The 13,071-nt window shown below is 41.3% G+C and carries 8 protein-coding genes; 3 read left to right on the top strand and 5 right to left on the bottom strand.

From position 1 onward, the window contains the following. Positions 1 to 140 precede the first annotated feature (140 nt). Positions 141 to 2,429 (bottom strand): hypothetical protein, encoded by a 2,289-nt coding sequence (locus tag I2I04_RS02515; protein WP_195654210.1) that lies wholly within the window; start codon positions 2,427 to 2,429, stop codon positions 141 to 143. 117 nt (positions 2,430 to 2,546) lie between these two features. Here I2I04_RS02515 and I2I04_RS23460 point away from each other — a divergent pair, with 117 nt between their 5' ends. The 3 genes from I2I04_RS23460 (at position 2,547) to I2I04_RS02505 (ending at position 4,816) form a co-directional block, all read left to right on the top strand. Continuing rightward, positions 2,547 to 2,909, top strand: coding sequence for an AraC family ligand binding domain-containing protein (locus I2I04_RS23460; protein ID WP_317192936.1), 363 nt, complete (start codon positions 2,547 to 2,549; stop codon positions 2,907 to 2,909). A gap of 65 nt (positions 2,910 to 2,974) precedes the next feature. Next, on the top strand, positions 2,975 to 3,253 hold the full coding sequence (locus tag I2I04_RS23455; protein WP_317192935.1) for an AraC family transcriptional regulator: 279 nt from the start codon (positions 2,975 to 2,977) through the stop codon (positions 3,251 to 3,253). 132 nt (positions 3,254 to 3,385) lie between these two features. Then, positions 3,386 to 4,816 carry an L-fucose/L-arabinose isomerase family protein gene (locus tag I2I04_RS02505; protein WP_195654209.1) on the top strand — a complete coding sequence of 477 codons (1,431 nt, stop codon included), beginning with the start codon at positions 3,386 to 3,388 and terminating at the stop codon, positions 4,814 to 4,816. Positions 4,817 to 4,936: 120 nt separating this feature from the next. Here I2I04_RS02505 and I2I04_RS02500 read toward each other — a convergent pair whose 3' ends face one another. The 4 genes from I2I04_RS02500 to I2I04_RS02485 all read right to left on the bottom strand — a co-directional run bounded on the left by I2I04_RS02500 (position 4,937) and on the right by I2I04_RS02485 (position 12,942). Next, a complete protein-coding gene (locus I2I04_RS02500) occupies positions 4,937 to 7,210 on the bottom strand; it encodes a heparinase II/III family protein (protein ID WP_195654208.1) in 2,274 nt (757 codons plus the stop codon). A 44-nt stretch (positions 7,211 to 7,254) separates the two neighbouring features. After that, complete coding sequence (locus tag I2I04_RS02495) at positions 7,255 to 9,168, bottom strand: alpha/beta fold hydrolase (protein ID WP_195654207.1); 1,914 nt, start codon at positions 9,166 to 9,168, stop codon at positions 7,255 to 7,257. A gap of 127 nt (positions 9,169 to 9,295) precedes the next feature. Then, positions 9,296 to 11,218, bottom strand: a complete 1,923-nt coding sequence (locus tag I2I04_RS02490; protein WP_195654206.1) for a glycoside hydrolase family 127 protein — start codon at positions 11,216 to 11,218, stop codon at positions 9,296 to 9,298. Positions 11,219 to 11,331: 113 nt separating this feature from the next. Then, positions 11,332 to 12,942, bottom strand: a complete 1,611-nt coding sequence (locus I2I04_RS02485; RefSeq protein ID WP_195654205.1) for a hypothetical protein — start codon at positions 12,940 to 12,942, stop codon at positions 11,332 to 11,334. Positions 12,943 to 13,071 lie beyond the last annotated feature (129 nt).

The raw sequence follows: 13,071 nt of genomic DNA, 5'->3' as shown, positions 1-13,071 counted from the left end.
AAATTTATAAAAAAGCCGCCACCAAAAGTAGTGACGGCTCTTATAAAACACACATTCTGAATACGTATAATCTATCCCCACTTCAATCCGCCTTGTTCAGTTACCGGCAGAGACCTCTTTCGTATTCCTGAAACAGACTATTACCGGACTTCCAGTACAACAGTTGTCCGAGGGCTAACTTTTAAGACGTCTTCTTCCACCTTCTTTTTATGATCTGTCAAATTAAATACAGCCTTTGCTTTCGGAACAGATAGTTCAAAGGTTTTATCAGTAGAACCATTTATGGCGATCACATAATTGCCGTATTTCAGTTCATAATAGTCCGCCTTTCCGGCATAGATATTTTCATCTCCCGGTTTAAACTTTACTCCTTCCGGTATTCTGGCTATCGGCAGTACTTCTCCGGCATGAGCAGAATGAATACCCTTATACCACTCACGCCAACCGGCAAAACCCAGATTCACCCAGTCCGGACGAGCATATCTCATTCCGCTATCTTCAAATTTCGTTTCAATATGTACATTAGCCAGTCGCTCAAATGTAGGAGTGATATAATGTACTTTCGCTAAATTATTCACTGCATTACGGGCACGCCAATACAACGATGCATAAAGGATTTCCGAACCATTCTTGATAGCCACTACTCCATCCTCTTCATCCGAAAACACATAATCAGGAGCTGACACGGACATGGGAAGTTTTTCCTCTGATGGTGTCTGTTTCATAATCAGTTCATATTCATCAGGAATGTGCAGATAACTTTGCAAAACACGTATATTGCCAGCATCTTTCAATTTCTTCGCTACCGCATAGAAGAACTGGTTATCTTCCAACATTTGTTGAGCAACACCCACTGTCCGTTGGTCCAAGGTAGCAGCGGCAGCCATTAACGGAGTGGCATCCCAGGCCGTTCCCCGATCCCCGTAAATCACATCTCCCGGATAATGATTTCCATCTCGCCACCCTACTACGGCTTCCGCACGGAAACACTTATACCCTTCCTCATCTATGGCAGGATAACGGAAATTATAACGGGCATTGGCTACACGAAGAAGTTGGTCTTTAATCTTCAAATCCCCCGAAAAAGGAACACCGGGTATCGCTGTTGCCCGATAAATATGTATCAACCAATCTACCACTTCTCCATAATAACCGACAAAACCAAGCTCTTTAGTCAGTGCCTTATCCGTCAATTGCCAATAATGATCCCCTAATGGTCTCTCCGGTCCGTCCGGTGTCTCTTTACCTAGCCACGGAGCCAATGCCAAAGATTCATACAGATAGCGTAATGTTTGGTATTCCGGCAATGCTTTTCGGGGATTCATCAACATTAATGCCCGATTACATTCATAAATTGCCATGTCAATAATCATACTCTGGTTCGTGTAGTGACGCCGATGAGTGGTTCCATAATCTAAAGAAGCTATCATCAGTTGTGACCAAATATCACGACGGGTAGCCCCATTGACAGAGACCTCCAAACTATCCTGCAATTCACTCCACAAACTCCGAATACTACGAGCCAACAGACAAGTAGTCATCCAGTCGCCATTGTACACACTAGGGTCCGAACTTATAATAGCCGGTTTCTCAAGATACTTTGTATAATAATGATCAATATTTCGGATCACAGCATCCACTACTTTCGGATTCTGAAAAGCAGGAGTCCATTTCACGGAATAAGCGTCCGCCAATAACCATACTTCCTGTTGTCCCAAAGGGGTATCTTTAGCAAGAATCTGATTAATACGGGCTGAAACCGTTTCCTTCAACTGATTCAGCACCTCTATCCCCGGAGCCGGACGAACAGGAGCTAGTGAGACCTCATCTTTTCCCTGTTTTTCATTCTTGTCCGGCAGGAAACAAGGTTGCACGTCCATATATACCTTATAAAATCCGATAGTAGGACCTTCCATTTTTTTTTGGTATTTCTCGAAAGTATTTCCGTAATCCCATGTATTTCCGTACGAACGCATTTCCAGATTTACTTCCTTTTTTCCGCGAGTATAGTTTAAAGGTAAGGGCACTGTATAATAATAGAAACGTCCCTGACAGGGTGCTCCTCCATTTCCACGATGCAGTAAATCATAATCTCCCAAATGGCGATAGCCCAATTGTTTTCCTTCAATAAATAACATCACCATGGCATTGTCACTTTCCGATCCCCAACAACGAACCGTAAAATAGTTCTGTTTTTCCGAATCGACTTTCATCTTGAAACGAAGGATCCCTCCTTGCCAATCCGGATTCGTTCCGGGCAGCATCCGACGGGCTGTTTCTCCCATTCCTCCTACATACTTCTCTGTCAGCGAATCTCTCAAATCATGTTTTTGCTCACTTGACTTATTGCCCAATATCAGTATGTCTTTGCCCATTGCCATCAACTGGCAAGCACACAAGAAACATAAATAGATATACTTTAATTTCATTATTTTTCTAGTATTAATTAATAGATAGTCATTGTCACTGTAATATACGAAGGTATTAAATATATTACTCAATTTTTTCTATATTTTTTATACCTTTGCCTCAAAATGCCTATGTCTATGAAACCAGTCAAATATATAATAGAGAACAAACATGATTTATTATGGGGACTTTCTATTAATACTGTCGGATATGAAACGATCAACAAAGGAGAGAAATATCCTACAGCAAATCATCAGACTGGATATTATTTCTCTCCTCGGAAAGGACGGATATTACAAGAATACCAGTTGGTTTATATATCTGAAGGCGAAGGAACCTTTAAAACACAAAGTATAGAAGCCACTACCATTAAGGCAGGAACAATGTTCCTTCTCTTTCCCGGAGAATGGCATACTTATTATCCAGATATAAATATCGGCTGGAAACAATATTGGATCGGATTTAAAGGGACCAACATAGACAATAGAGTACAGGTCTGAATCGTAACAATCAACTTAGTAAAAGTAAGTACCTGTCAGAAGAAATAAACAAAGCACGTGTACTGATGCGTGAAGGAATAGAAACCTCTCTTTCCATACAAGAGATAGCTGAACGCTTGGGAATCAGTTATTCAACTTTCCGTAAACAATTCAAAAATTACACAGGTTTATCTCCTGCACGCTATTTTCAAGATTTAAAACTACAACGAGCCAAAGAACTACTCCGTACCACTTCCCTATCTATTAAAGAAATAGCCTACTCGCTGAATTTTGAGTCACCCGATTACTTTTCTACCCAGTTCAAAAAGAAAATGGGTAAAAAACCAAGTGATTTCCGTGAATAGTGATGATCGCAAGTAATGATTACAAAAAACAGTAATCTCAAAAAACAAGGTTATCTAATCAAATAATAAAGTACTGTCCTGATTTCTACCCGTATCTTTGTCTGTATAACAAATTTAAAAATGTAAATACACATGGAAACAACAAAATCAACAGTTAAAGTTGGATTAATCGGAGTGGGGCTCAACACTTATTGGGAACAATTTGAAGGACTTCTCCCCCGTCTACTGGGATATCAAAAAGAGATCAAAGAAAAGATGCACAGACTTCATGCCGATGTAGTGGACGCTGGTATGGTAGATACACCTCAAAAAGCAATAGATGCCACTACTCTTATGCAAAATAATGGAATAGAAATTGCTTTTATTTTTATCTCGACTTATGCACTTTCATCTACAATCCTCCCGATAGCACAACGTATAAAAGTTCCGATTGTCCTATTAAATATACAACCGGTCTCTGCTATTGATTATCAACTCATTAATAGTATGGACGATCGTGGTAAAATGACTGGAGAATGGCTTGCCCACTGTCAGGCATGTTCTGCACCGGAGTTTGCTTGCGTGTTCAACCGTGCAGGCATTCATTATGATATTGTCACCGGATACTTACAAGAAGATATTGTATGGAAAGAAATCGAAGCTTGGATTGACGCCGCACGTGTTATTAAAGGGATGCGGGAGAACCGTATGGGAATTCTCGGACATTATTATTGTGGTATGTTGGATGTATATACAGATACCACCATGCAATCTACTATATTCGGCACTCATATTGAGCAAGTGGAGATGTGTGAATTGAAAGCCTATCGCGATGCGGTAACTGAAACGGAATTAAAAGATAAGTTACAGGAGTTCAATGATAAGTTCGATGTTGTAGCAGAGTGTGATACTTATGAATTAGAACGTGCCGCCCGTACCTCCATCGCTCTCGACAAGCTAATAGCAGCACACAACCTCGGTTCCATGGCATACTATTACGAAGGATATTCAGGAAATGAATATGAAAATATAGTGACTTCCATCATTGCAGGAAACACTTTACTTACCGGGAAGAATATTCCAATAGCCGGAGAATGTGAAGTTAAGAACGTGCAGGCCATGAAAATCATGTCTCTACTGGGAACTGGTGGCTCCTTCTCCGAACCGTATGCTATGGATTTCAATGATGATATAGTCATGTGGGGACATGACGGACCAGCACATTTTGCTATTGCCGAAGGCAAGGTGAAACTAGTTCCTCTCCCTATTTATCATGGAAAACCGGGAAAAGGACTTTCTATACAGATGACCGTTAAACATGGAGATGTCACCTTCTTGTCTGTTTGTGAGGGAAAAGATGGAGTTTTCTTACTCGTAGCAGAAGGGAAATCGGTAGAAGGTCCTACATTACAAATCGGAAATACAAACAGTCGTTATCGCTTTAATTGTGGAGCACGTGTTTTTATGAATAAATGGAGCAAAGCAGGACCTTCTCATCATTGCGCTATCGGAGTGGGGCATGTCGCAGATAAACTGGGAAAAGTTGCTTTTTTATTGAATATTCCTATGGTAAGAATATGCTAATATAAATAGTGACGCTATTTTATAGTGATAGCGTCACTATAAATAAAATACGAACTAACACTATCTATAAAGACCATATCCATTCTATACCAACTTTATAGATATCAACTACCGCACTAGTTATAATTTTACCTTTATCTGTGATCTCTGATAAACAACAGGTATTCTATGATTATTCACCTCCAACAAAGTTGGTTTCTTCTCACTTCTGAACGTTGCATGGATCTTCGGTTGCCCGTCTATCCAAAGGTTCAACTTTTTACCTTCTTCTTTCTGAATTACAAATAATTTGGAAAGAGAAGAAAAATAAGTCTCCTTATCGCGTCTCAATGCACTGCCATGACAGATAAAGAAATCTTTTGCGTCAGCAGATTTAGTACCTTCGGGATAAGAGACAGCAAACATATAAGCATCTGTCATCCAGCCGTCCGGCATAATCCATGAGTTGCTGTGCATTAGCCTGCCGTCTGCTAATTGATTAATATAAAGATCGGTCACTTTCCCTTTATGACGGATACGAAGCCCAATCCAATCTTGTCCTTCCCGCCGTTCCATTTGTGGCAAGTCTTTCTCATTGGGGGTCTCCTTTAATATAATAGCTGTCAGCCCTTTTATACGATTGACTTCTGCCGGCAAATGAAATGAATAATAGGTTTCAGTGCCTTTCAAGTCTTCAGTTGGTGCCTGTATTTCTTCCCAATATAAATCTTCCGGGTAGTCATGCACAAAATCGGATTTAGCCAGCAAACGAGGATATAACGGACGAATCACAACCGACGAGTTACCGTTCGTCACATTCACGTCAACTCCCGACTTTTTATATGTCCCGTTTGTATGCCATAACCATTCAAATTGCCCTATTTTATGTGTTTTCAAATCATCAATCATATAAATAACATTATCCATCCAAATGAAATGGCGGAAATTACGACTGAAATTATTAGATACAGGACCTGTTCCATTAGCCAGGACATACTTCACATTTCCCGCATCCAGAAGATGATGCAAATATCCTCTCAAAGTAGAACCGCTGTACTGCTGCTCACGAGGTTGTCCCTCTCCATTAAACAATACTACATTATGCGCTTGGCTTTGAAAGAAATAATTCCGATAAGCAGGATTAGGATACCAGCAGTTTCCCCCGTCTTTAATAATATCTACCCCTTTATGAAAGACAATAAATGAATTGGCATCTGCGTGAGAATGATTCCATGTATGACCGCTTTTTACAGCCAGCATCGTAGCATCCTTTTCCCACGAATCACGCATCGTAGCCCAACCAAAATCGGCAAATAATTGAGAAGTCGGCAGTTGAGGGACAGCGGGCGCCTTACTCAAATCAGGAGTGTAAAGGAAGCCCATGGGACGATTCAGGAAAAAGCCATCACGATGTTGTCCTTGTTCCACCTGGGCTATATACCACAATATTGTTGGATCTTTCACCCCCAATGCATACAATAACATCATGCTGGATTCTGCCGATACATTTTTATGGCTATCTCCAAAATTCAAACTATGCAGCATACCTGTACGCGGATAGCAGACTTGTGAGAAGTAACTCGGCAATTTTGCCAATTGAGGAATATCACCCGGATTCTGTCCGGGATGAGTATTTATCCAAGCGATCCTGAACAACAAAGCTTCCTGAATACCAAAGTTGGCGTAATTCAGACTTTCATACATTCCACCGGCCTCATCAAAACTCTTTGCTTTCTGTTGCAATACATCACCGGCAAAATCAAACCATTCAGGAAGTGATTCGTGAAGTTGCTCCACCCATTCTTTAACTTCAGGAAGTTCATTTTGAAGACTCAAAGCCAATATTCCACCCTGACAAACACAGGAGGTCCACCAATTATGTCCCATCGAATTCAATGAGTGAATACGGGTCGGTTCCAACAACCAGTCTCCCAATGCCGGTTCCACGGCTAACCGTTTCAATCCTTCGGCTATCTTTTTTCTTTCTGAAGAAGACATGACATTGTATGCAGCATCATACCCCACTGCGGAAAGAAAACTCTTATGAGCCATACCTAGTTGTGAACGCCATGCAGGAATACGTGCCATCATTTCCACATCTCCCCATGATTCGGCTTCCACAGCTTTCAGGAGGATTTCTTTGATTGCGTCTGCATACTCCTTATTATCAGTCATCAAATAAGCTAACGACAAATAGTCTAATCGATTAAAATCTTTCTTTTGCAAAGCTTCATCTGCTGTTTTCTTAATATCTCCCCATGCTTCCTGCAATTTAGGTTCATGCTGCATACGCTGTTTCACTTGCTGTATGCGTTGTGGAGTATACAGTAATGAAGGATGATTTATTTTTTGTGCTTGTATATATAATGAAGAAACACACAAAAAACAGATAACAGCAATAATAGTTTGTTTCATGGTACTTAGTCTATTCTATATATAATCAGTTACAATATTATTCTTTATTGAACGTTTTTCAAAAATTCTTCCAATGCTGCATTAAATTCTTCCGGGCGTTCCATATTCAGCATGTGTCCGCAATCGTCAATTACTTTCAGTTTTCCATTGGGAAGATATTGTAAAATGGGAGGTTCTTTTGAGAATCGGTTGCCGGAAGAATGACCTTCAACAATTAAAGCAGGTACATCGGGATGATTCTTTTTCAATTTCTCGATGGCATCCAAACCAGCTACCACCCGTACTTCTTTGTGTAAAGGTTGCCACGCATCCCACTCATCGATCATTTGCCATAGAGACTCACGCATTCGTTCCCGCTGACTTCCTCCTGACTTCATCAATCCTTCAAACCACTCTTTCTTCATCACATCTACCCCTTTCTCTTTCAAAGCAGCAATCTCCTTATCACGTACTCTTGCTTCTTCCGGAGTCATCGGTTCACTCGGACCTTTCGACTTTCTTATGTTCCCACTGGCTAAAAAAGCAGATAACATCCGATCCGGGAAATACGCCAACATATCGGCAGTAATAAAACCACCTAAAGAAAGTCCGACGATATGCGCTTTCTTGATGTGCAAAGAATCCATCAAAGTAACTAAATCTTCAGCATGTGTAAATTGATAGTCTTCCGTTTGTGAAGACGAAATACCATATCCTCTCAAATCATAGCGGATCACACGATATTTTTTTGCCAATACAGAAAATTGTTCATCCCACATACGATGATCCAAAGAATGACCATGTACAAAGATGACGGGGGCACCTGTGCCGGCTTCCTCATAGTAAAGAGAACCGTTGCCCACTTCAACGCGGCCTTGTTTCACAACCAACGGATGTCCCTTTACAATCTCTGAAACAGTTCTCGAAATTACAGGACTACCATAAAAAGATGAGAAACCATCTTCTTTACTGGAAGCACCGACTACATGAGCAATAAAGAAGCCATAAACATTCTCCCGTTTATTGATCCACGGGTAAGCGCCAGCCCATCCCGGTGAACTGATTTGATAGGCTTCCCCTGTCTTTTTATCGACCAGTTCACGCCACTCACCTAATCCGTAAATGCCATTATGGGACTGTCCCAATGCTCTTTCCGTATATTCTCCGGGAGAAACAACAGCATTTTTCACTTGATCCGCCTGCATCTCCTTCACAGTCTCGGTTGTCAGTATCTGCTTATCATGATATATTCCTTCGTGATAAATCATAGATAGGAAATGAATATAATCGTTCAAGGTAGTACACAGACCACCACCTAACATCGGGGCATGTCCGCCATCTGTATTTATCGGAGTAAAATGGGAATTTTTCATTTCTAATGGCTGTGCTAATAATTCCTGAAAAAGAGTTTCAAACTCTTTCCCCATTGCCACTTCCGCCATTCTTCCGGCAATCTGCATGGCAAGCCCTCCATATTGAAACCGGCTTCCCGGAGTAAAAACCGTATCTAACGGCAATATCTCAATAATGGCAGAATCCAGATGATTGTAATTATCTACGCGCGGTTCAGGAAGATAGGGACGCACTCCGGAAGTATGAGATAACAATTGTCGCAAAAGGATTTTACCTTTGGCATCTCCCTTAAATTCCGGCAACCACTTCTCCACTGGATCATCCCACCCCAAATCAGTACGGTCTACTACCGCTCCGATAACAGCAGCAGCCACCCATTTTCCGGCAGAGGCTACGTATACTTTTGTATCAAGAGTATAGCTACCATAGTTCTTCTGAAAAATGACAGAATCATTCTTTACTACACAGATAGAAGCACCTGGATAGTACTCTTTACTCACCCAGCCTTGAATAACAGAATCTAATGAAGAGAAGTTATAACGCCCCCCTTGTACGGATGATACATTGCAGGAACCTGCAATTAAACAGATACTTATAAAAATTACTATTAATAATCTTCCCTTCATTTTCGTTATCTATTAACTTCGTATTAAACACAAATTACACGAACTACACTGTTGTTTGATGCAGTTATATTTGATGCAATTATAATTATAAAACTGCGTAATTCGTGTAATTCGTTCTTAAAATCTTCTATTTCGACTGCAAATCCCAATATACCACATAACGCTGATGATGCAAATCATAAAGCGGACGAATCACATCTCCTTGTTCTGTTGTAAATTTCAGGTCTTTTCCTGTACGCTGCAAAGTACGTTCCGGATGTTTCATATCTACTTTCAATGAGATATGCAAATCGGCAGGTACATGGAAATTATAAGTATAATAATCATTATAAAGAGCTGGATTAGAGAAAGGTGCGGGAGCCTGCATACCTTCCGTACCCCGTTCTCCAGCAAGCACTAACGGGCCATACAATAAAGCTACCTTATTCGGATTATCGGGAGTGGCTTCCAATGCAATCTGCATCGGGTAAGTAGCCGAGATACGATCATTATCTTTCCAGTCACGGGTGATAGCGATGTAAGAACCCGGCTTTTGTCTTACTGCTACTTTTTTACCGTTCACAAGAACTTCCGCTTTTTTACTCCATGAAGGATATCTTAGATAAACAGTAGTGCGAACCGGTTTCTCGGCACGAATAGTAAACAGGGTCGTTTCCTCTTTCGGAAATTCCGTTTCCTGAAGAAGGGTTAATCCTTTTTCTTTCCAGGTGACTTGGGAAGGAATAAACAGATTTACATAGATTCCCTCGTTGTTGTGGTAGTAGATAGCTTCTCCGTATTTAGCATGATTTTCGAATCCGCTGCCGACACAACACCAGAAAGAGTTCTCTTTGGTACTATACAGTTTATGTGAGCCCGAAAGTAAGGGCAAGAAATAAGTGACCATTCCTGTTTCCGGATCTTGCTGTCCCAGGATATGATTATATAGTGCCCTTTCATAATAATCGGCAATAGATGAATCGCCCGTCCAACAGAAAAGATGACGACTAAGCTTCAACATATTATAAGTACAGCAAGTTTCTCCGGTATAGCCGGTCAAGTGTTTAGAAAATTTCTTCGGGTCGAAAAAATGCTCCTTATCACTACTGCATCCCGGAGCAAAAGTATGGTGGTCAATCATGGTATGCCAGAAGAATTCCGAGAGCTTTTTGCTGGTCTCATTCTCTGTCAACTCATAGTTACGCGCTTCGGCTATGACTTTCGGGATAAACGTATTCGTATGTTTTGTTCCCAAATCGTCCCGAAGTTCTTTCAACGGGTCAATTACATCATTATGGTAGAAATATTCGGCCAACCAACGGTAACGTTCATCTCCTGTGATAGCATACAAATTGTAGAATGATTCATTGACACCTCCAAACTCATTGCGTATCATGAGTTTGCGGGTTTCTTCACTAAGTGGTTTCAGTTTGTTATAAGCCCAGTCGCCCATTTTGGTCACTGTTTTCAAAGCCTGCTGATTATCCGCATACAGATATTGGTCTATCAGACCGGAATAAAGCTTATGCAAGGTGTACCAAGGTGCCCAAACACTCTTTCCCCGGATATTACGGTTTATCAGTTCTTCGGGAAAAGCACTTAAATATCCGCCTTTCAAAGCGTTCTGAACTTCGGTCAGCCCGTTGACAAGGCTATCCCCTTTCAGCTTGAAAATCTCACTTCCAGTAGCGGCATACATCAAAGCGTAAGCCGAAAGCAGATGTCCGGTAGTATGGCCGCGAAGCTCACAGTCCAAAGATTCCCAGCCACCGAGTTTTTTCACTGTCATATAACCACCTTCACGACCAGCAAAGACTCCGGCATTTGTCCGGAAACTATGCAACAGGCAACTTACCTCAATAGAGGTCATCCATGCGGAGTCCCGCAACATATTGTCACGAAAACGACTCGGTAATAAACGGACGTCCTTCAAATCAAAGCTTTGCACCCGCACAGGAGCCACTGTCTCTTTTTTCATTTTCCCCTGGTGCTGTCCAGGGTATACAGATTGAGCCGACGATATAGCCGATACTGCCAATAATGCGATTGCTACTAAAGATTTCTTATTCATAATCATTTTTAATATCCTTATTTATTATTGGATACGAATAAGTTCTGCCTAACACTCAATGCAAAAATACGAATTCCAACTTATAGTTCCATAATCTTTCATTTATCAATTGCCTATTGATAAATGAAAAAACTCCGCTCTACCGGTTCGGCAGTCTGTACTTCTCCTGCCAATCCATATTGCCATGCTACCACAGTCACTTTCAACGGGAACTTACTGCGTGGGGGAATTCGAGTAAATACCAACTTGTTTCCCTCTATTTCTGCCGGCCCTTCTTTCACGTAGTAATATACGAGTAGCCCGCAATCGGAAGTTGCATGTAAAGAGATAGTTTCCGTACCTTTCTTCACATCGTCAAGACCCGGGAAAAGAATATGCTGGCGTTTACCTTCCGTATTGCGATAGGGAATCCGGAAACTAAGTTCCTGAACTGTGCTTTTATAGTGCTTGTCACCATCATTGTTGGCTAGAAGGCAAATATCTCCCGTACGGCGCTGATTGTACATTCCCATACGGTAGAAACGGACAGTAAAGGTTGTATCGTTCACCTTCTGAACCGGGCCACAGATACGGGTTATTTCAGGAGAAATGAGCGAATGTTCGTCAGAAATTGCAGTATGCAAGCTATCCGTATATACAGCTTTCAGATGAAAAGTCAATCCGTCTTTTTCCGGCAGGAAGCGGGCGGCAACTTTCACATGGGATTTGGGATTATATGTGAGCAATTGCCCCTTTTGTACAAAACCTAAGTATTGTGGTTTCTTCCCTCTCTCCCAGCGATAGCGTTCTTCCGTCATTTCAGCCATTTCCTTATCGAAATACCAGAATGCGTCGTGCGAGTCTCCTTTATACTCTTTATAAGGAGCAGCTTTTGCACGTTTCTTCTGATTCGGATGCCACCTTTCGGCAAGCCAGCCATTCTGCGGATTCAGCTTCTTCAATTCCACAGGCTTATTTAAATCATACGTTGCGGGCATACGATATTCCAGTGCTTTCTTTAAGAACAACGCAATATAACCAGCGGTACGGTCGGCTATATCGAAATGCCCGCGCCCTGTGTCGCAAAGGAAAGAGACGCAACTTTTAGGATACATCATACGGAATGCCAAAGCCGGATTTACACGGTCTTCCCACCATTCGTATTCGCCTTCAATCATCAATCCAGGGATGCCGTCAATCGTACGTTTCCCCCACTCCATATTGTCACGACCATATCCGGTAAGGTTAGTGCGCGGCGCATCTCCATGCAAAGAGATAATGGCTAGTGTGCGGTCGGGATTCCAGACAGCGAAGTTCCACGGATAGGTAGCCATTGCCGAATGTCCTAAAGGGACAATAGGCGCATATTTCAATTCACTATAGCCACTGACATTCGCAAAATCCTCCATCATCTTTTCAAAGGCTTCCTGACATCCGGTAGTTATATCCCATCTTTGATCCCATCCAGGGGTAATCCATATCAGTGCTATACCCGTTTCTGATAATCTTTCACGAAATAGAGAATTTTCAAACAAAGTCTCCTCTGTCATATTATGATTGCCTATTATCACAGCTTTCACTTGAGTACAATCGGAAGGTATCCACAAGAATGCTTGCGGATGATCGTTCGTTTCGTTGGAAATAATACCTAGCAGCTGTACAGACCACTGCCATTCGGCTGCCATATTGCTGGGTAACAGAATAAAAGACATTATTCCAAATACCAAAAATCGAAGTAGTTTCATGTTTAATTCATTTATTATTGTTTTATATAATACGTAGCAGGAAGAAAGTATACTCAACCGAAAAATACAAAAAAACTATTATTATAGGAAGCCTTTCACTGACTATTCCATAAAAACGTTGTATCTTTA

Source organism: Bacteroides sp. 1001136B_160425_E2 (genome assembly GCF_015559655.1).
In the GTDB taxonomy this organism is placed as follows: Bacteria; Bacteroidota; Bacteroidia; order Bacteroidales; family Bacteroidaceae; genus Bacteroides; species Bacteroides luhongzhouii.
This window is presented reverse-complemented; position numbering and strand designations above follow the sequence as displayed.